This window comes from Pseudolactococcus reticulitermitis (assembly GCF_002260845.1).
GTDB lineage: Bacteria > Bacillota > Bacilli > Lactobacillales > Streptococcaceae > Pseudolactococcus > Pseudolactococcus reticulitermitis.
The window spans coordinates 369,268-390,336 of the sequence record NZ_BEDT01000002.1 but is presented as its reverse complement, the minus strand read 5'-3'; the positions used below and the strand labels follow the sequence as shown (position 1 = coordinate 390,336).

General features: G+C 37.9%; 20 protein-coding genes and 1 pseudogene. 20 read left to right on the top strand and 1 reads right to left on the bottom strand.

Annotation, left to right across the window (positions count from 1 at the left end):
* Positions 1-25 precede the first annotated feature (25 nt).
* The 9 genes and pseudogenes from RsY01_RS05770 to RsY01_RS05730 all read left to right on the top strand — a co-directional run bounded on the left by RsY01_RS05770 (position 26) and on the right by RsY01_RS05730 (position 7,672).
* Positions 26-892 (top strand): NAD(P)-dependent oxidoreductase, encoded by an 867-nt coding sequence (locus tag RsY01_RS05770; protein WP_174655192.1) that lies wholly within the window; start codon positions 26-28, stop codon positions 890-892.
* Between the two features lie 174 nt (positions 893-1,066).
* Positions 1,067-1,612, top strand: a complete 546-nt coding sequence (locus tag RsY01_RS05765) for a 5-bromo-4-chloroindolyl phosphate hydrolysis family protein (RefSeq protein ID WP_094784596.1) — start codon at positions 1,067-1,069, stop codon at positions 1,610-1,612.
* A 1-nt stretch (position 1,613) separates the two neighbouring features.
* Complete coding sequence (locus RsY01_RS05760) at positions 1,614-2,618, top strand: hypothetical protein (RefSeq protein WP_094784595.1); 1,005 nt, start codon at positions 1,614-1,616, stop codon at positions 2,616-2,618.
* A gap of 133 nt (positions 2,619-2,751) precedes the next feature.
* Positions 2,752-3,249 carry a GNAT family N-acetyltransferase gene (locus tag RsY01_RS05755; protein ID WP_094784594.1) on the top strand — a complete coding sequence of 166 codons (498 nt, stop codon included), beginning with the start codon at positions 2,752-2,754 and terminating at the stop codon, positions 3,247-3,249.
* A 179-nt stretch (positions 3,250-3,428) separates the two neighbouring features.
* Entirely contained in the window at positions 3,429-4,427 is a 999-nt protein-coding gene (locus RsY01_RS05750) for an ABC transporter ATP-binding protein (protein ID WP_167373235.1), read from the top strand.
* Complete coding sequence (locus RsY01_RS05745; RefSeq protein WP_094784592.1) at positions 4,420-5,238, top strand: ABC transporter permease; 819 nt, start codon at positions 4,420-4,422, stop codon at positions 5,236-5,238. The genes RsY01_RS05750 and RsY01_RS05745 overlap by 8 nt, the downstream gene beginning before the upstream one ends.
* Positions 5,239-5,240: 2 nt before the next feature.
* Positions 5,241-6,026 (top strand): ABC transporter permease, encoded by a 786-nt coding sequence (locus RsY01_RS05740; protein ID WP_094784591.1) that lies wholly within the window; start codon positions 5,241-5,243, stop codon positions 6,024-6,026.
* A gap of 44 nt (positions 6,027-6,070) precedes the next feature.
* A pseudogene (locus RsY01_RS05735) lies at positions 6,071-6,918 on the top strand (putative PEP-binding protein).
* A gap of 241 nt (positions 6,919-7,159) precedes the next feature.
* Complete coding sequence (locus tag RsY01_RS05730; protein WP_094784679.1) at positions 7,160-7,672, top strand: GNAT family N-acetyltransferase; 513 nt, start codon at positions 7,160-7,162, stop codon at positions 7,670-7,672.
* Between the two features lie 217 nt (positions 7,673-7,889).
* Here the strand turns inward: RsY01_RS05730 and RsY01_RS05725 are convergent, their stop codons facing one another.
* Positions 7,890-9,464 carry an IS1182 family transposase gene (locus RsY01_RS05725; RefSeq protein ID WP_094784590.1) on the bottom strand — a complete coding sequence of 525 codons (1,575 nt, stop codon included), beginning with the start codon at positions 9,462-9,464 and terminating at the stop codon, positions 7,890-7,892.
* Between the two features lie 376 nt (positions 9,465-9,840).
* Between RsY01_RS05725 and RsY01_RS05720 the strand changes: the two genes are divergently transcribed.
* From RsY01_RS05720 to RsY01_RS05670, 11 genes are all read left to right on the top strand, one after another.
* Positions 9,841-11,319, top strand: a complete 1,479-nt coding sequence (locus RsY01_RS05720) for an aryl-sulfate sulfotransferase (protein WP_094784589.1) — start codon at positions 9,841-9,843, stop codon at positions 11,317-11,319.
* Between the two features lie 29 nt (positions 11,320-11,348).
* Positions 11,349-12,413, top strand: a complete 1,065-nt coding sequence (locus RsY01_RS05715; protein ID WP_094784588.1) for an ABC transporter substrate-binding protein — start codon at positions 11,349-11,351, stop codon at positions 12,411-12,413.
* A complete protein-coding gene (locus RsY01_RS05710) occupies positions 12,400-13,182 on the top strand; it encodes an ABC transporter permease (RefSeq protein WP_202971655.1) in 783 nt (260 codons plus the stop codon). Before RsY01_RS05715 ends, RsY01_RS05710 begins: the two co-directional genes overlap by 14 nt.
* A 12-nt stretch (positions 13,183-13,194) precedes the next feature.
* The gene (locus tag RsY01_RS05705; protein ID WP_094784586.1) at positions 13,195-13,965 is read left to right on the top strand and encodes an ABC transporter ATP-binding protein; all 771 of its coding nucleotides are present in this window, start codon (positions 13,195-13,197) and stop codon (positions 13,963-13,965) included.
* A 168-nt stretch (positions 13,966-14,133) separates the two neighbouring features.
* Positions 14,134-15,750 (top strand): nitrite/sulfite reductase, encoded by a 1,617-nt coding sequence (locus tag RsY01_RS05700; RefSeq protein WP_094784585.1) that lies wholly within the window; start codon positions 14,134-14,136, stop codon positions 15,748-15,750.
* The gene (gene cobA, locus RsY01_RS05695) at positions 15,740-16,729 is read left to right on the top strand and encodes a uroporphyrinogen-III C-methyltransferase (protein WP_094784584.1); all 990 of its coding nucleotides are present in this window, start codon (positions 15,740-15,742) and stop codon (positions 16,727-16,729) included. Before RsY01_RS05700 ends, cobA begins: the two co-directional genes overlap by 11 nt.
* A complete protein-coding gene (locus RsY01_RS05690; RefSeq protein WP_094784583.1) occupies positions 16,726-18,225 on the top strand; it encodes an amino acid permease in 1,500 nt (499 codons plus the stop codon). Before cobA ends, RsY01_RS05690 begins: the two co-directional genes overlap by 4 nt.
* 32 nt (positions 18,226-18,257) lie before the next feature.
* Positions 18,258-18,995, top strand: coding sequence for a sirohydrochlorin chelatase (locus RsY01_RS05685; RefSeq protein WP_094784582.1), 738 nt, complete (start codon positions 18,258-18,260; stop codon positions 18,993-18,995).
* Positions 18,967-19,407 (top strand): precorrin-2 dehydrogenase/sirohydrochlorin ferrochelatase family protein, encoded by a 441-nt coding sequence (locus tag RsY01_RS05680; protein WP_094784581.1) that lies wholly within the window; start codon positions 18,967-18,969, stop codon positions 19,405-19,407. The genes RsY01_RS05685 and RsY01_RS05680 overlap by 29 nt, the downstream gene beginning before the upstream one ends.
* Positions 19,394-20,287 (top strand): hydroxymethylbilane synthase, encoded by an 894-nt coding sequence (gene hemC / locus RsY01_RS05675; protein WP_094784580.1) that lies wholly within the window; start codon positions 19,394-19,396, stop codon positions 20,285-20,287. The genes RsY01_RS05680 and hemC overlap by 14 nt, the downstream gene beginning before the upstream one ends.
* Positions 20,275-20,874: a uroporphyrinogen-III synthase gene (locus RsY01_RS05670; RefSeq protein ID WP_094784579.1), complete on the top strand. Its 600-nt coding sequence runs from the start codon at positions 20,275-20,277 to the stop codon at positions 20,872-20,874. The genes hemC and RsY01_RS05670 overlap by 13 nt, the downstream gene beginning before the upstream one ends.
* The last annotated feature ends 195 nt before the right edge of the window (positions 20,875-21,069 follow it).

Genomic DNA, 21,069 nt, shown 5'->3' with positions numbered 1-21,069 from the left:
TGAGTGGAGGTGTATCATGACAGAAATTAAGAAAATTGGGTTTATCGGTTTGGGTGTGATGGGGCATGCCATCTCGGCTAACCTCATGGCTGACGGCTACGAGCTCTATGTTTATAACCGTACAGCCTCAAAAGCAGATGATTTGGTGGCCAATGGTGCCAGCTACTTGCCAACGCCAGGTCAAGTTGCAGCAGCGAGCGACCTCGTCGTGACCATGGTAGGTTATCCATCTGATGTGGAAGACGTTTATTTTAATGACGCAACAGGAATTTTCTCAGGCATTTCAGCTCAGAAAATCGTGATTGACATGACGACTTCAACGCCTACCTTAGCTAAAAAGATTGCTGAAAAAGCAGGTGAACTAGATGTTTTGACACTAGATGCACCAGTCAGCGGTGGTGATATTGGTGCCAAAAATCGCACATTGACGATTATGGCAGGTGGCGATAGGTCAGCATTTGAAGAAGTCACTGAGATTTTTGGGAAGATTGCCAAGAAAGCACGGTATTTTGGGCCTGCAGGCAGTGGACAACATGTCAAAATGGCCAATCAAATCGGGATTGCGGGGACGATGACAGCTATGTCAGAATTACTGGTTTATGCCAAAGCAGCAGGTCTCGATTTGCCAGCAGTCATTGACACCCTATTAGCAGGTGGCGCCAATACCTGGTCACTAGCAAATTACGGCCCTCGTATTTTAAAAGATGACTATTCTCCTGGCTTTTTTGTTAAACATTTTGTCAAAGATTTAAAAATCGCCTTGGACGAGTCTGCCAAAATGGGCTTAGACTTACCCGCAACGCAGGGTGCGTTAGCTTTGTATGAAAAATTAGCGGATAAAGGCTATCATGATGCGGGAACGCAAGCCCTGATTAAGCTTTGGTGGGCGTAGTAAAACATAGATAACAAATTACGACTATAGTTAAGATAATATATATAATGGTTATAAATTAATGGAAATAATCATGAGTGTTTAGCTTGATTAGAGTTATTTTTTGGGATATTAGTCATTATGACAGATTAAATCAAGAAAGGTTACATATAAAAAAATATGTAAAATGTCGTTATGTATTATATTATTTTGATCTCAATTTTGATTCTTGTACTTCTTTTTATTGCATTTCAATTTATTAAAAGAGTAAAGCTAAAAGTTGAGCAAGTCAAAAAAGTTGAACAATTTCAATCAGAGAATACCCTAAGCACTCGTGAACTTGATATTTTCAAGACCGAAATGAAGACAACAAAAATGCAAATTTTGGCTATTTCAGCTAGTCTTTCTCTTTCAGAAGAACTTGCGCAGGAAGTGCAGGTCGTGAAAGCATTTAAAGCTAGTCAAGCTATCTTCGTATATTTGATGAATCAACCCAAGAAAATGATTGATTTTGGTGATTTTTTGTATAGAAGTTTGCCGTCGTTTAAAAATGCTATTGAAAATTATAAAACGATTGGCGTGACTGATGTCACAACTGATGAGATTAATCAGTGGCATCACACGATTTTACTGAATATCCTTGATATTAGTCAATCTATCATTACTGACTATGAGAAAAATGTAGAAAATCATTGGCAAGAAACTGTTTTTGATAAAAAAATGACAGAAAGGCAGGTGTGATATGAACATTTCCAATGAAGATCTTGATAATTTTTCTGCTAAGTTTGATGATTTATTTGAAAAGCCTATTGTAAAAGCCATTGACGATAAAAAAATTAGATATCTTTTATTACTTGCTGTGATTGCTGTCAGTTTATCAATTGTTGTGCCATCATTATTTGCTATACAGATGGCAAAAAATATGCCGGATATCCTAGAAGCGACGCAAAAGATGATGGAAAGTGGTCAAAAAGCACTTGACAAAATAGAAGCTAAACAATCATGGACAGATATAGAAATCCTTAAAGAGAAAGTCTATTTGGAGCATAAACCAGATTACAAACACGCTAAAAACTATAATATCCAGTTTAAAGGCAATACTTTGGATTTCGGAAATGGTTACATCATGAAACTTACTGATTTTGATGAAGTTGATACATCTGAACTGGCTGATGTGCGGGTCAAGGCGACTGAGGATTACTTAGGAGATCAAAGATTATTGCAAATTTCAAAAGAATATCCTTTCAGAATGCGAGAAATCGATTCAGATACACAAGAATTATATGAAGTAGAAACTGATGTGGAAACTGAATTTTTCTCACTTTTCATCAATGGTAACATTATTGATGAATTAGAAGTGCAGAAATCGAAAACTGAAGGCTCTTTTGTGAAAGTTCTCCCACAGGATACGATTGGTGAGGTCAAAACTGGGTTAATCCTTACTTATGAACCTCATACTACATATTATAATCCAGAAACTAACGTGCTTACCAACAAAGTCTCGAAAGATGACATGACGCCCGATATCAAAGAATATCCAGAAGGTTTCTTAACGATTAGAAAATACTGGATTTTCCCTGACGGTGTTGGTGTTGAAACTTATATGAGCAGTTTTTACTTAGGTAACTTTTCTCTAGATGAAAGTTCTAAGACATCTCAGAGTGATTTAGAAAAACTCAAGACCTATACAAATGGTGCCTCTGAGAGACTTGAAAAATTGTTTGTGATGTCTAGGAGAAATGATTGAGTCTAAAAACCAAAGAGTCAGAATCAACATGAATAAGTCTGAAGTTCGTTTACTTATAAGCTGAGAGTAAAACTATTAGCAATATATCGTTTTAAGAAAGAGCACAAAAGACCAAGAAAAGGAGCAAATACTGATGCAAATCAGACCCTTAGAAAGAAACGATCTCCCCTTTATCCATCAACTTGATAATCACCAAAGTACCATGGCACTCTGGTTTGAAGAACCCTATGAATCAATTGATGAATTGACCAGTTTATATGACAAACATATCCATGATATTAGCGAACGTCGTTTTGTCATTGACCTTGACGGTGCATTTGCTGGTGTGATTGAACTTGTAGAGATTGATTATATCCACCGCACGACAGAAATTCAGATTATTGTCAGAAAAGCCTATCAAGGTAGAGGGCTAGCCAAACAAGCCATTCGTAAAGGCTTGAACTATGCTTTTAATATGCTCAACATGCACAAAGTCTATCTTTATGTCGACGTTGATAATCATGTCGGCATTCACATCTATGAAGGCGTAGGCTTTGTCCAAGAAGGTCGCTTACGTCAGCACTTTTATGCCAATGGTGAATACCACGATAGTTTGATTATGGGTATTTTTAGAGATGAAGTTAAAATATAATATTATAGAACACCTCAGAGCAATATAGCTTTCTGAGGTGTTTTTATTTTAAATTATCCTGATTATTTATTGATTTTATGCACCGTTTAAATTATAATATAGTAGCAACAAAGGAAAGCGTTTGCATAACAAGATTTTTCATCAAAAATTTAAACTAGGAGAGCGATAGCATGGACAAAATGATAACCGTAACACACTTACAGAAAACGTTCAAGAAAACTGTGAAACAACCTGGTTTAAAAGGTGGCATTAAAGCTTTATTTCGCCCTGAAATCGAAACCTTTGAAGCGGTCAAAGACCTAAATTTTGAAATCCCCAAAGGTGAGATTTTCGGCTTTATCGGTGCTAACGGCGCGGGAAAATCGACAACGATAAAGATGCTGACGGGTATTCTGACACCAACCAGCGGCGCTTGTCTGATCAATGGTAAAAATCCACAGAAGAATCGAACGGCATATGTCAAAGATATTGGTGTTGTTTTTGGTCAGCGGACACAGCTCTGGTGGGACCTTGCCTTGCAAGAAACGTATAGCGTCCTCAAGGAGATTTATGGCATTTCAGACTCGGCATTCCATAAAAGAATGGCTTTTCTAAATGAGGTATTAGACCTAAACGCCTTTATCAAAGATCCCGTCCGCACCCTTAGCTTGGGTCAGCGGATGCGGGCGGATATTGCCGCAAGCCTCCTCCATAATCCCAAAGTCTTGTTTTTAGATGAGCCAACCATTGGGCTAGATGTTGCCGTTAAGGACAATATTCGCAAGGCGATTAAGCAGATTAATCAGGAGGAGCAGACGACGATTTTACTGACAACGCATGATTTGAATGATATTGAGCTGCTTTGTGATCGGATTTTTATGATTGATCGGGGGCAGGAGATATTTGACGGGTCTGTGACACAACTCAAACAACGCTTTGGTAAAATTCACGAAGTGAGATTTGACATGACGCGTCAAGATGATGTCGATAAACTGAACTATCAGGACCTCTTTTCAGATTTGGAAGTTAGAAAAGAAGGTACGCAGGTAACGGTGCAATTTGATGCAAGTAAAATCGCCATTCCTGATTTGATTAAGTTCACGCTAACGCAAGCTGATGTCACTGATATTGCGGTCAAAGATGCGGATATTGAAGAAATTATTCGGCGTTTTTTCAGAAAGGAGATTGAAAATGTTTAAACCTTTCCGTCAATATCGCCCGTTTATCGATGCTGGCATTCAACAAAGTATCACGTATCGCCTTAATTTTGTGATTTTTCGTCTGGGAGATTTGCTAGGTGCAGTCGTGACTTATTTTCTCTGGCGTGCCATTTACAATGCCTCGTCACACGCCACGCTAAACAATTTTACCTTTCCTGAGATGAGTTTATATGTTTTTCTAAGTTTTTATGTTGGCACTTTTACATCATCAAATAGCAGTGAAGTCGTTGGCGATGAGGTGAAAAGCGGCACGATTGCCATGCGGTTATTAAAGCCCATTAGCTTTTCAGCGACTTATTTGTATGAAGAAATCGGGCATAAACTGGTTCAAATCATCACGATTTCTGTACCACTTTTAGGCGGTATTTTACTCTTTCAGATTTTAAACGCACAGGCGCTCCCCTTTAATCTGATTAATTTTATCCTCTTTTTTATCAGTAATCTCCTCGCTTATCTCTTGAATTTTTACTTTAACTTATGTTTTGGCTTTTCATCTTTTGTGTTAAAAAATCTCTGGGGCGCGAATTTTATGAAAAATTCAATTATTAATTTTATGTCAGGGACATTGATTCCGCTCAGTTTCTTTCCAGACATCGTCTCGCGCATTCTCCAATTTTCGCCCTTTGCCTCGATGATTTATACGCCTGTTACCATTTATCTGGGGCAATATACGTTGGGCGTTGCGCTCGAACTCATCGCCTTACAACTTTTCTGGGTGCTCTTTTTCTACGGCCTATCTCAACTCATTTGGCGCGTCTCAATCAAACATTTAACCGTTCAAGGAGGCTAAACATGAAGAAATTCCTCAGACTGGAAGCCATTTTCATTAAACAATATCTGAAACAGCTCATCGAATACAAAAGCGACTTTTGTGTTGGCATGATTGGCATGTTGCTCACGCAAGGCTTGAATATCCTCTTTATCAGCATTATTTTCGGTCAAATCCCCTCTCTCAATGGTTGGAGTTTTAAGCAAATCGCCTTTATTTATGGTTTTTCGCTGATTCCCAAAAGCATCGACCATCTCTTTTTTGATAATCTTTGGGCAGTTGGTCAGCGCTTAGTCTGGAAAGGGGAGTTTGATAAGTATATGACTCGTCCGCTTAATCCCTTGTTCCATGTCTTAGTAGAACATTTTCAGGTCGATGCCTTTGGCGAATTGATTATCGGAATCTCACTTTTAACGCTAAATATTAGCGTGGTGCAGTGGGATTGGCTGAAAGTGTGTGTGTTTATCATCGCTATCCCTTTTGCGACACTGATTTATACCAGTCTAAAAATCATCGCCGCCAGCATGGCCTTTTGGAGCAAACAGGCAGGCAGCATCATGTACGTTTTTTACATGATGAATGATTTTTCAAAATATCCTTTGAGCATTTATAACAAAGGCATTCGCGCTATCATCAGTTTCGTCATTCCCTTTGCTTTCACCGCCTTTTATCCCGCCAATTATCTGATTACTGGGCAAAATTTTGCTTTCCATATTGGTGGTTTACTTGTAATTTCAGTTTTGCTATTTTGCCTAGCCTTGAAAATCTGGGATAGGGGACTGTGTGTTTATGAATCTGCTGGGTCGTAGTACACTCCCTTTATTAAAAGCATACAGAAAGAAAGTTGAAAAACATGAAAAATGAATTAGCCCTAAGTGGTGAGAGGATAAGTGAAAAGATTTATCCAGATTTATTTGAGACTATTGGGATGATTAGAGGAGAGTATCTCATAAGAGAGCTTAATCAAAGTGTTCTGAATGTAGTGACTCAAGAAAAGATAGGTCAATATCTAGAGGAGTTATGTCAACTATACGTTGATGAAGTAGTTTGGTATAGATTTTCTGAGCTAACCCTAATCGAAGCTAATGTTTTAGAAGGAACAAGAACACAATTAGAAGATCAGCATCCCTTGTTTGGTTTAAGAGGCCTGCGCAGACTACTTGAGTTTTCAGATGAATTTCTAGAAGAGCTAAAGATAATGGTTTCAGTCTATCAATCTCATCACAACCTGTCTATTTTTCTTCCTTTTGTTAATGACGCCGCCCAACTTTCAGAAGCTATCAATTTGATCAGAGGCATTGGATTTCAAGGTGATATCGGTTGTATGATTGAATTGCCATCAGCTTATTTTGATTTGGATAATATTTTACAAACTGGCATTAAAAAAATAGTCATTGGGATGAATGATTTGACCTCATTTATTTACGGGCGGTTAGAGAAACGCAATGGCATAATATGAATAGTGATACGATGCTAAAGATTATTTTTGATTGTCAAGATAGCTCTAAAAGGAATGGTGTTGCATTTTCAGTAGCAGGATATTTATCTAAAAAAATAGTTAAAACTTTGAATGACAAAGAGATTAAGTGTATTATTCATTACAATTCAATTCCTGAAATTTTTGGTAGAGAGATTGCTCATCCCAACCATCTGGCTAACATCAAAAAATTAACGAAAGCGAAAATGTCAGAGATAGTATAGAAAAGAGAAAAAAATGACAAGAACTTTAATCAGTGCTATTGACGGTACGTTAGTTAAAGAATAGAAAGTAGCAGACTTCAAGTAATTGACGACGGCGAAAATGCTCTGCCCATGTTTGAAACGACTGAGGAAAGCTACATTTTTATGATGCACCGAATGTTGTAAAAGATAAGGCTAACTTTTTGGTTACCTTTTATGATGAGATTTTTGAAACACGATACTAATGAACGAGGCAACTAATATGAACAACGTTATATATAGAAAATTACACACAGATGAAGCGCAGCTCTTTTGGAACCTGATGAACGACTTAGATCATGAAACAAAATTCATGATGTACGAACCAGGCGAAAGAACCAGTACACCTTCTGACATCAAAGCGATAGAAGACTTGATACAAAGCGCAAGTAATAATAAAAACTATTTGCTAGTTGCAGAAGTAAATCATCAGATTATTGGCTATATTTTAGCGTTACGTGGCACGCCTAAGCGAATTCAGCATACCGCTTATATTGTCACAGGTATAAAAAAAGACTACCAAGGAAAAGGTGTCGGAAAAACATGCTTTACTTATCTGGATAATTGGGCAAAAGAAAACGGGATTAAACGCCTTGAATTAACAGTCATTTCCACCAATGTTGTGGCTAAACGATTATACGAATCAAAAGATTTTGTAGTCGAAGGTGTAAAGAAAAAGGCGATGAGGATTGATGGTGAGTATGTCGATGAGTTTTATATGGCTAAAATATTCTAGCTTTCAATAATTGGATTGCCTTGCTGATATCTATGTTACACTTAACTTAAGTTAAGTGTAACATAGCAAAGAAACCATCTGCATTATTTTCAAATATCTGTTCACATTTTTTGATATGATGAAATAAAGATGTTGGGACAAAAGTCCACAGTCACTGAAAGAAAAAAGCAAGCTAATCCAATCAATTTTGATTGTGCTAGCTTGCTTTTTCTCTATTCTATGTTCGACAGGTTACTATCAGTTTTCTGAGATTAATCGCCATCAAAGCTAAACCAATCTCCTGTCTAACTTTGTCTTTCCCTCTGACTGAAAATCGACTGAAGCCCAAATTAGCCTTCAGACGTGCAAAGGCAGGCTCTACATCAATCTTACGTTTGCCGTAGAGTTTTCCTGTCTCTTTTTCTGAAAGCAATTCTTTGATCGTTAATTTAAATGACTCCCACTTAGGATTAATCTGAAGCTGTCGGTTATTGTCACTTTTAGCTCGAGTACATGATTTGCGAACCGGACAATCTTGACAATCTTCGCATTCATAGATTTTCAAATCTCGTGTCAAACCATATTTATCCGTTCGGTGGCTCTCATATCGATAAGTCGCTTTTTGATGATTCGGGCAGATGAAGTAATCTTGTTCAGAGTCATAGGGCCAATTCGTTGTTTTAAAGGGGTCTTTCTTGAATTTTCGTTTTTGTTCTTTTTCATAAGCATTGTAGGTAATCAGAGGTGTGCGTTGATAAGTCTCTAAGACGGTTTGATAATTCTCTTCCCCACCATAACCCGCATCCGCTATGATATAGTCAGGAAGTTGTTGGTATTTATTTTGATAGTGTGCTAAAAAATCAGGCAAAGTTCTGGTATCAGTCGGATTAGGATAGACTTCATAGTCCAGAACATATTGATTCTCCGTCGCAATTTGAAGATTATAGGCTGCCTTAAGTTGACCATTCCTCATATAGTCATCTTTCATCCGCATAAATGTCGCATCTGTATCTGTTTTGGAATAGCTATTTCTTGCGCCCATTATCTCGAAATCTAGCTTGTATTTTTCTTTTCTTAAGATGAAATTAGCGACTTGTTTACGTGCTAATTTGATTGGTTTTCTTTGAGAGCGTATAGCTTTACGTTTTTGTCCGTTTGATTCCTTATTAATTTCTTGTGTGAGCGTCTCAACTGCTAGAGATAACTCGTCTTCAATGGCCATCAATTCTTGTGTTGATAATTCAGCTTCATTATCAATTTCAATCGCAGGAATAATTTCGTTGCTCAAAAGCTCTTGATAAATGGCTTTGGACTTTTCGATAAGCGCCGTACTAAAACGTTCAATGGATTTTTTCCAGACAAAAGTAAACTTGTTGGCATTGGTTTCAAGTTTTGTACCATCAATAAAAATGGCTGTTTCATCAATCAAATTTTCTTGTACAAGGAGATTTCTAAATTGCACAAAACAATCTTGAATGATCGGTGCCATCAAAGGATGGACACGATAACGATTGATTGTCCGATAAGAAGGGGTCTCGCCTTGCGCTAACCACATCATGCGGATACTATCATGAAGAGTGTTCTCAATCTTTCTTCCCGAAAAAGTTGATTGGGTATAGGCGCACAAAATCAGTTTGAGCATCATTCTAGGGTGAAAAGAGGGGCGGCCTGTTTCTTGCTTAAACGTTGTGAATTTTTCCTCAGGCATGCTTTCAATCAATTCATGAATGGCAAAACAAATATCATCTTCTGGCATAATTATTTCTAAATCAAGTGGTAAAATGACTTGTTTCATGTTATAATTTTTAGGCATAAAGAACAACTCCTGACTTTTGGGATTAGACACTTTAATTGTACAGGATTTTATTCTTTTTGTCGAAAAGTTACACAGAAATAGGCCATGAACGTTTCCGATTAACATCGAAAATGATTCATAGCCTATTTTTTAGTGGACTTTTGTCCCAGCCTCTTTTGTTTTCCCTCATTTCCCTTATAAGTCCTAATAGATTATTAAAAAACTGTAGTGATTAAAAAATTTTAACCCCTTGATAAGTTTTAGGTATCACGTGATGAATTATATCAGGTTAGAATATGATTAAATGTGAAAAGGGGACTAACATTATCATTAGTTCATTCTAAAGATATAACATATCCATAACATTTAATAATTGGTAGAAACGGAGAGTAAAATGGGGCATCCAAGTATTTATCCAACGGGGACAACGATTTACAACAAACAAAAAGCGCAAAATGGTTACACAATTTTTCCATCAGCAAAAGGGGCGCTTTTGATTGACATGAATGGCAAGGAAGTCAATTTATGGGCAGGATTAGCCGGTTTTCCTAATAAAATTCTCCCAGGTGGTTATGTTTTGGGTTCGACCGGCACACGAACAGGTCCTAAAGCATATCAGGACAACCTGGATTTAGTTCAAGTTGATTGGGATGGCAATGTCGTCTGGAAATTTGACCAAACAGAATATTTTAAATCTGATGGCGAAAATCCACAACATCAAGCCAGACAACATCATGATTATCAGCGCGAGGGGTCTCCTGTAGGCTACTATGCACCAGATTTAATACCTAAGGCTTTAGAAGGTAATACTTTAATTTTGGTTCATGAAAATGTTTTAGTCCCTGAAATTTCTGATCATGAACTGATTGACGATAAAATCATAGAAGTCGATTGGGATGGAAATATCCTTTGGTCTTGGTTGGCTAGTGACCATTTTGATGACTATGGTTTTGATGAAGATGCGAAAAAAGCCATTCGCAATAATCCTGGTCTTAAAGGCGAGGCAGGTGGCGATTGGTTTCATATCAATTCAGCATCTACACTGGGGCCAAACAAATGGTATGACCAAGGTGATGAACGGTTTCATCCAGATAATATTATCTTTGATGGCAGAAACACCAACATTTTAGGCATTATTAGTAAAGAGACAGGCGATATCGTCTATCGTATCGGACCAAATTTTCGTGAAACAGCAGCATTAAGGCAATTAGGCTGGATTGTTGGGCAACATCATTTTCACTTAATTCCCAAAGGCTTACCGGGGGAAGGTAACTTTTTAGTTTTTGATAATGGTGGTCAAGCGGGATATGGTAGACCTAATCCATCATCAGAAGATGGAACAAACAATGCAGTTCGGGACTATAGTCGTGTCTTGGAATTTGATCCAATTACTTTAGAAATTATCTGGCAATATACACCAGAAGAAGCTGGAAACACTCTCTTTACAGATGGCTATAAATTTTATTCGCCTTATATTTCATCGGCACAACGTTTAGAAAATGGTAATACCTTGATTACCGAGGGATCCGATGGTCGCTTGATTGAGGTTACGCCAGATCACGAAATTGTTTGGGAATACATTAATCCACATATTCAAAAACTAGGCGAAAAGTTTAAGCTCAATATGGTCTATCGTGCTTATCGTGTCCCTTATGATTGGGTGCCTCAAGCAGAAAAATCGAAAGAAATCAGTATTGTTGCGGTCGATCCAGCACACTTTCGGATTAATGACGCCGCACAAAATGCTGATACAGGCAAATTAACGATAATAGATGGAATCAACCCAACTAAAATCAGTATAACTGGCATGGCACAAGAAGATATTGAGACAGGTAGAGCTGATTTTTGTGCAATTAGTTTAGATACAGAATAAAAAAATTAAAAGATAAAGGAAAATAATACATGAAAAAATTTAAAAAAATGACTTTAGGCATCAGCCTAGCGGCTCTTGTATTAGTAGTTTTTGTGGGCTGTGGCAGTAACAAAAAAGAAGCAAGTTTCGATAAAAGTCTTCCGACAACAGGTGAGTTAAAAGAAGTTTCCATCGGCTTTCCTTCAGGTGGTTCAGATTGGCCGAGTGGCGTTCTAGGGGTGGGAAAAGAATATGGTTATATAGATGATTATTTAAAACCATTAGGCTACAAGGCCAAGTATGAAAGTTTTGTTGGGGCAGCGCCAGCAATTCATGAAGCACTGGTTTCGGATAAACTAGATTATGTCCTTTATGCCGGTTTTGCTGGCGTCTTAGGTAAATCAAAAGGCATCAACATCACCTTACTCTCTGCGACAACTTTTGATTCTTCTTGGAAATTGATTGTCAGCGAAAAATCTGGGATTAAAACACTTAAAGATTTGAAAGGGAAAAAGATTGCCTACACACGTGGTGCAGCGCCACAGGCATACCTCATAAAAGTTTTAAATGAAGCAGGCTTAACTTTTGATGAGATTGAGGGGATAAATGCAACAATTCCAGATGGTGTAGCTGGTGTCACAACAGGGACAATTGATGCTACAGTTGTTGTTGCTGGTCAGGAAAAAGAACTGGTCGACAAGGGAGTTGCTCAAGTTATCCATTTTGGTTTTGAGGCAGATCCCAAAACTTACTACGAGCCATCAGTTTTTGTTGCCAATACAAAGTCTTTAAAAGAAAATCCAGATGTTGCTGTCGCCATTTATAAAGGCTTGCTTAAAGCACGTGATAAAATTTCAGAAAATCCTGAAAATTATTATGAGTTAAGCGCAAAACGTTCTGGCTATGATATTTCAGTGATTAAGGAAATTGCTAATCCTGATATTAAAGCAGCTTTCCCGTTAAGTCTGGCTGATCAATATATTAATTCTTTAAAAAATATTAGTCAATTTGAACTAGACAACAAATTGGCGGAAAATAAAGTTGATTTCAAGACATTTACGGATAAAAGCATTGGCACTCAAGCAGAAAAAGAATATGCTGATGAAAAAAAATAAGCTGTTAAGAAAACTTGTCAGATACAGTATTCCCTTATTATTCCCTTTATTAATTGGTATCGCTTGGTATGCGACCACAACATTAGAAGTTGTACCAACACTCATTTTACCTAAATTGAAAACAGTTGCAATCGAAATGAAACATCAATTAATCGGTGGAACATTAATTGATGACTTGCACATCAGTCTTCTACGCATTGCAAAAGGTTATCTATTAGCTGCAACAACTGGTATTTTTCTAGGTGTATTGATGGGAATGAGTCCCAAAATTTATCGCTTTTTTTCCTTGACGTTTACAGCTATTCGACAAATCCCAATGATTGCATGGGTGCCTTTGCTTGTCATGTGGTTTGGCATTGGTGAAGCATCAAAAGTCGCAGTCATTTTTATGGCATCATATTTTCCAATTTTGATTAATACAATGAGTGGTATTGGGCGAACGGATAAGAAATTATTAGAGGTTGGGCAGATGTATCAACTTTCCAAATGGCGCCTTTTTACAAAAATCTATTTACCGTCAGCTCTACCATCTATTTTTATCGGCTTAAAACTCGGTTTAGGTATTTCATGGATGGCAGTTGTCGGGGCAGAAATGATTGCAGCCAGTTCGGGAATTGGTTTTCGACTTAATGATGCCAGAGCACTGATGCAATTTCCAATTGTTTTTTGTGGCATGATTGCTATTGCTGTGGTCGGATTAGGTTTAGATGCTATTTTAGAACTTATAGGCAAAAAAATGACACCTTGGGAACATCTACAGATGCATTAATATGGAGGTATAATGTCAGAAAAAGTCGTGATGAAACAGATAACAAAAAGTTTTTCTGTAAATGGAGAGAAATTAGAAGTCCTTCAAGCCATTGATTTAGAGATTAAAAGTGGGGAATTTATCGTTATCGTTGGCCATAGTGGCTGTGGCAAAAGTACACTTTTAAAAATTATTGCGGGATTAGAAACTCAAGATTCAGGAAGTTGTGAGATGGATGGCAAAGCAATAACCAAACCGGGATTTGATCGAGGGATGATTTTTCAAGAGCATCGCTTACTTCCGTGGTTGAGTATTGAAAAAAATGTCGCTTTGAGTTTAGAAGCTTATGATAAAGCAGAACGTGCTATTCAGGTAGAGAAATATTTAGACTTGGTGAAATTGAGTGATTTCAAGCAGGCCTATCCTGCACAATTATCAGGTGGCATGAGCCAACGAGCAGCCATCGCTCGAGCAATGGCACCCAATCCTGATATTTTGTTACTAGATGAGCCATTTGGCGCTTTGGACGCGATGACAAAGATAGAATTGCAAGATGAAGTCAAGGCACTCCATCAAAAAGAAAAAAGCACCATGATTATGGTAACGCATGATATTGAAGAAGCGGTTTATTTAGCTGATAGAATCGTTGTCATGGCGGCTAATCCAGGACGTATTAGAGATATTGTAACAATTAATCTAGGAAAAGAACGAGATCGAGGAAGTATAGATTTTACAATTTATCGTAAAAAAATTTATGACTATTTCTTTGAATCTAAAGTAAAAGAGCCTGAATATGTTATTTAAGTTTTACTGTCGAATACAGTCCAGCGAATGCTGGTCATAAAAAAGAAAAGGGATAATTGAATATGAAATTTAAGAAAATTGGTTTATTAGCGACTGTTGCTTTAGCAGCAGTAACACTAATCATTGCGACATGACTTAAAATAGGGATACCCCAAAAGGACGATTGATATGACTTATACAACGAAATGGGCAACTGAAAAACTCAATAAAAATGAAATTGCCAAGCTCTCCAAAGACGGTTTGACTGTTTTCGATGATTTTCCTAACATCATTAAGCAACCTTGGGAAGAAATTCCCAAAGATTATTATATGTATTTCAAATATGCTGGTTTAACAGTGCAAAAACCTCAGTCTGATGGAAAATTTATGCTTCGTGTTAAAGTTCCTGCAGGTATCATCACGGTTGACCAAGCCAAAATGCTGGCAAAATTGGGGGCAGAACGTGGTGGTGGCTTCTTAGACATTACAACCAGACAATCAGTCCAATATCACAACATTAAATTCGCTGAACTGTTGAATACATTTTCTGAAATTGAAGCTGTTGGGCTGACGACGCGTGGTGCAGAAGGCGATATTAACCGAAATGTCATCGGAAATCCATTGGCAGGCATTGATAGATTTGAACTTTTTGATGCGACACCAACTTTGCTAAAGGTTCACAACTTTTTTCAAGACAACACGGATTACTCTAACTTACCACGGAAATTCAAAATCTCCATTTCGACATCTTCGGTCAATTCAGCAAATGCTGAAATCAACGATCTCGCCTTTTTACCTGCCACAAAAGCAATCAATGGTCGAATTTATAAAGGTTTCGCTATAAAAGTTGGCGGTGGTTTGGGCGCCAAACCCTATCTAGGAAAATATCTGAACTTATTTATTAAACCATCTCAAGTGGTCAAAGTAGCTGAAGCAGTTGTCAAAATTTATCGGGATAATGGTTATCGGCGCAGTCGAAGCAATGCTCGATTGAAATTTCTGATAGATGATTGGGGCATTGATAAATTCACGGATGAATTACTCGAAATCACAGGACCTCTTGCAACATCAGGCAAAAATTTAACCAAATATTGGTCAAATGGCTTAGTGTTAGGCATTCATCCGCAGCGGCAACGGGGGTATTCTTACATCGGTGTTAGCGTGCCAACAGGGCGGATTGCAGCAGAAGATTTAGCGACCTTTGCGGCAATAGCGGCGCAATACGGTCGGGACGAAATTCGTTTTGACCACTCACAAAATCTGTTGCTACCATTTATCAAAAATACAGATTTAGCAGAGATTATCACACACCCAATTTTTGATAAATTTCCGATTGAAACATCGCGTTTCCAAGATTTTGGCATGACTTGTACAGGAAATGAATATTGTAATCTAGCGTACACCAGCACAAAAGATATTTCGCGTGACCTGCTATGGTATTTGGATGAAGAGTTTCAACTGACGCAGCCTATTCGGATTGTTTTGACAGGCTGTATGAATGCTTGCGCCCATAGAAATATCGCTGATATTGGGATACAGGGGATGGCAGCGCGTGACAAAAATCGCCAGCCGATTGAAGCCTTTTCCATTGCTATTGGCGGAACTTTACTAAATGACGGTCACTTTAACGAAACACTCAAGGGAAAGGTGCCTAAAGCCATTTTATTACCAGTTATTAAGGATTTGGTGTCCTTTTACGTCAATGATAAGTTAGAAAACGAAACATTTTTCGACTTTTTTAACAGACTTGGTTTAGTATCATTCCAAGAAACATTATTAGATAGTTTGACAGCCTATGACAATTAAAAATCAAAGTAAAGTCTATTTAGTTGGTGCAGGATCTGGAGATCCGGAGCTTATCACCATTAAAGGCTTACGTTTATTGCAAGCTGCAGATGTCGTTGTCTATGATCGCTTGGTCAATCCAATTTTACTTTGTTTAACACGCCCACAAGCAAAATTAATCTATGTCGGTAAGTCACCTAATGTACATATTAAAAGTCAGACCGAAATTGAAAACTTATTAGTCAACTTGGCAAAGTCTGGGCAGTCTGTTGTCCGCTTAAAAGGTGGTGACCCTGCGATTTTTGGTCGTGTCGGAGAAGAAATGACACACTTACAATCTGAGGGCGTTCCTTATGAAGTTGTACCAGGTATCACAGCAGGTAGTAGCGCCAGTATCTATGCTGGCATTCCAATGACGCAACGACAGGTTGCGGAGCGTGTCTTGATCATGACGCCCCGTGAAATCTTAGATGATTTTTCTGAATTGGATCTGATTAAGACCTTGAAATCAACAACACTTGTCTTATATATGGGAGTTGGCGCGCTACCTGATTTGGCAAAGGTCATGAAAACGCAAGGCGTTTCTCCTGAAATGGCTCTAGCAATCGTTGAAAATGGGACTCATGCTAAGCAGCGGACGATGATTACAACCTTAGGGACTGTAACGGAAAATCTTGTGAAGCAACCACCGAAAAATCCAGCGCTGATTATCATTGGACAAGCTGTCAAGCTAGCACCTGACATTTCATGGTTTCAAGCATTACCTAGATTTGGACGGAGAATTTTATTAGTTAGGACGACATCACCTGGAATGACTGATATTTCAGCTTTCACATCGCAAGGTGCAGATGTCTGGGTGACGATCATAGGAGATAAACGTCAAGATAGATTTGATACCTTAGATGTCATCAAACTATCAGAGCCATTTGACCAGATTATTTTTCAAGAAGGTACCCAACTAAAAGATTTAGAGAATTTAAAAGCGAGGTTAGCGATATGAGCAAAGAAATCTATACTTCCAAAAGAATTGTTCTTGTGATTGCAACAACTGTATTCTCATTTTCCAGCTCAACAATGGCTTTCTTTACCATTGGTCTTAAATCATTGATTTGGTTAGCAGTCGTAGCGGTTCTCTATTTTTTGCCATTCGCCATTATCAACTCAGAGTTGACCAGTGCCTATCCCAACTCTAAAGGCGCTTTGTATACTTGGCTAGCAGATAATTTGTCACCTAGAATTGCTTTTATCACGACCTTTATTTGGTATGCTAGTTATTTTGTTTGGATGACATCGCTGTTTTTGAAACTTTGGATTCCCTTTGGTCTACTCGTTTTTGGGCAAGATATTTCTCAGATGATGACACTTTTTAATATGCCCGCTAAAGTGGTACTGACTTTCCTGTCTATTTTGGGTATTTTTATTTTGACCGTAATCATTCATCACGGATTTTTGAATATTGCTAAGCTCATGTATTTTTCAGGTATTCTAATGATTGGACTTATTGCCTTAACAGTCGGGACTAATCTTTTTTTATCACTGCAACATCCTGAAATGATTTTACCAAATCTCAAAATCGCAGCAACTTCTCAAACGTTTTTTGAATCCTCAAAATTAACAGGATTTTTATCGCAGATGCCTTTTTTGATTTTCGCGATTACAGCTTTTGGCGGCCTTGACACGGTATCAAGCTTGGTCGAAAAAGTTGGCAATCAGCAGCATAAGTTTTCTAAAGCTTTATTAATAGGAGGCGGTGCAGTTTTAATTCTTTATTTTTTAGATATTGTATCCTGGGGTATGGGGACGAATTTCGCCTCAATTCGTGAGACGTCAAACACGCATCTGGGCAATCTTATGTATGGTTTGATCTCCCATTTGTCTAGTCAAGTCAGCAACAATCCACTGGTACATGAATTTTATACCCGCTACACTGCCCTGACCATGTTTTCGGCTTACCTTGCCTTACTTGCCACTATTGGTTATGCCCCTCTTAAAGTCTTACTCCATGCAGGTGAGGATATTTTCCCAGCTTCGTTTTTAGCAATAAATCAAAACGGTATCCATTTTAAGGCAGTTAAAGTGCAAGCTATGATTATAGCTACTTTTGTCATACTTATTTCGGTTGGCACACCTCTTGTTACAACTTTGTATAATCAGCTGACGCTGATGACTAATTTAGCCAGAAGCCTACCCTATCTTATCGTCGCAGCAGCCTATCCATTTTTTAAAGCAAAAGTTTCAGGTGATTACCTGAAACTCGTTAAACATCGCTTTCTTGCTAAATATTTAGCTTTATCAGTGGTTGCTACAATCTTCATTGCCATTGCTTTTGAAATCTATTCTGTCATTCTTTCGGATGGTCTTGTGGCTGGCATATTTTTACTGCTTGGTCCTGTCCTTTTTGCTGTTTTAGCCAATTATTTATATGTCGTTAATACTAAAAATAGCAGATCACGTTTGAGCTCTTTTTTATCAATCAGATCAATATCTAAACGATAAATTTTATCAAATCATGTCAAGGAGAAAATCAAATGAAAGCAATCCTCTATGTTGTTCATGGCAGTCAAATCCCAGAGAAAAATCTGCATTTGAGTGATTTAATCGGCAAAATAACAAAAACCACACAAGACATCACTGCTTTACAGGATATTGCCTATTTGGAGCGCAAAGCTGATACTATTGAAGTCGTATCAGAACGCTTGATTGAACAAGGGGCAACTGAATTAATCGTCATGCCAATGTTACTTTTTCCAGCACTTCATACCTTGGTCGATATACCAGCTGAACTTGCTTTTATAGCTGATAAATATCCGTATGTCGTGATTAAAATACTGAAAAATTTTGGAGATGAGGCAGAAATATTAGACATTTTAGTAGATAAAATAGAGATGATACCATCAGAGGAGGTGATATTATTAGCGCATGGTACCCGACATTTTGCAGAACCTGCTCAAATGCTTGTGTCCATTGCTGAAAAACTATCGAAAAAAACAGGCAAAACGATTCGAGCGGTTGATTACTTAGGTAAAAAGACTTACCATGACGTTATTGAAAAAAATGTCAGACGAGGGATAAGTCAGACTGTCCTCCCTTTTTTTCTCTATGAAGGTGATTTAGTCAAAAAACGCGTTCAAAAGAGCATTTGGGCGATTGATCCCGATATTCCCTTTACAGCCCCCCTCGATTTTGACCCGCGCATCATAACGTCAATAACTAAAATTATCAGAAAAGAGAAGCAGTATGTTACCAATTTTACTAGACTTACGTGATAAACAAATCCTTGTCGTAGGAGGAGGAAAAGTGGCGACACGTAAAATTTTACGACTATCTCAGGAAAATGGTACTATCACTGTGGTTGCACCTGATATTTCACAAACGATAGCTGAGCTAATCCCTGTCAAACAGATACAGCGCAGGACTTACCAGATAGGAGATGTCACAGGATTTGATATGATTTTCATCTGCACCTCTGATCTTGTCACCAACCGTCAAATTGTTTCAGAAATACAGCACCATCAACTAGTCAATAATACGACAGACCATCAAAACTCAGGTTTTTATTCTATGGCAGAACTCATATCTGACGATGTCACCATTGCCCTGAGTTCGAAAGCTGTTAACCCCTCTAAAATGAAGCAACTCAAAGAAAAATTGGTAGCCTATTTACATGAAAAAAATTAAAATTGGCACGCGAAAAACTCCACTTGCAATGCGTCAAACCCAGATTATCATCGACCTACTCCGAAAAAAGATGGGTCTTTTTGACTATGAGATTGTTTCGACCAAGACGTTAGGGGATAAGTTGCAAGACGTTTCTTTAAAAGAAATCGGGGGCAAAGGTGTCTTTGTTAAAGATATTGAAGCTGGACTTCTAACGGGGGAGATTGATTTGGCGGTACATTCGGCTAAAGACATGCCTTTCAAACTCTTAACCGGCTTGACCATTGGGGCGCTTGCGCCAAGAGCTTCTGCGCATGATGTCGTGGTTTTTAGAGAGTCTACTATTCATACCCTAACCGGCTTGCCACCAAATGCGGTTATTGGGACATCAAGTTCTAGACGAGATTTGCAACTTTTAACTTTGCGGTCGGATATTCAGATTAAAGATATTAGAGGTAAGATAGAAACGCGTCTATCCAAGCTAGAGAACGGCGATTTTGATGCGCTTATTCTCGCTGAAGCTGGATTGTCACGCATGAACTATCTCAAAGACTTGCGTTATCAACGCCTCAGTATTTCAGAATGTGTCCCAGCTGTCGGACAAGGCGCACTTACTGTAGAATGTCGTGCTGATGATACTGAAATATTGAACCTATTAGGACAAATCAATGATGAGCTGACTTCAGAGGCGGTCAAGATAGAACGCGAATTTCTTGAAGTCTTAAACGGTAATTGTGATTTGCCGCTTGGTGCTTACGCACATAAAATCGCTGGTGGCTGGCAATTGACAGCCTATCTGGCTGAAAATCGTGATGTTACAGGTGAAAAAATCGTTTTATTAAGTGATACATCTGATGGTCTGGGGCGAAATGCAGCAGAGAAATTGTTATGGAGAAAATGATTTATACAGGCATTCCTCGTCAGTTTGAGAAAAAGAGAAAACACTTTGCCAAACGCGGTTTTGATTTAATTTCAGTGCCCTTAATTCAAATTATACCAAGAAAATTTGATTTACCATCCTGTGATTGGGTATTGCTAACTAGCCAATCACCTCTTGAATTTCTGCCAGATGATTTTCTTCAAGATAAAAAAATTGCGGTCATTGGCAAAGAAACCGCAACGGCAATTAAAGGAGAGGTTGATTTCATCTCAACTCACGCTAATAAAATTGATTTTGTTCAGTCTTTTTCTGATTTTAAACCGACAGGGATTTGCTTTTACCCCAAATCAAATTTGGCAGATGATTACATAGAAAAAAATGTGCCAAACGTTTTGTCTGCTGTTATTTATGAAAATTGTTTACCTAAAAATGTGGTAGATCAATTAACATTTCAATTGACCCAAAATCAGGTGAAACATCTATATTTTAGCTCACCCTCAACTTTTCAGAGATTTATGTCATTAAATCTAGTGATTGATGACTTATATTTTCATGCAGATGGTGCGACAACGCGGAGTTATATTGATACCGTTTTGAAGTATAGATAGATTATATTAAAATAGGATGATGCAGCAACAGGAATAACTTCTGAAAATAAACAAAAAATATGGTAAAATTAGTATCGAGTGTAGTGATATATTTTATCATTTTTTAATACATAAAAATAACAAAAAAACTGGGTTTAGTGATCTAAATTCTCGCCCATTATTTACAAAAAACAGAGACACCAAGGCCATCAAGCC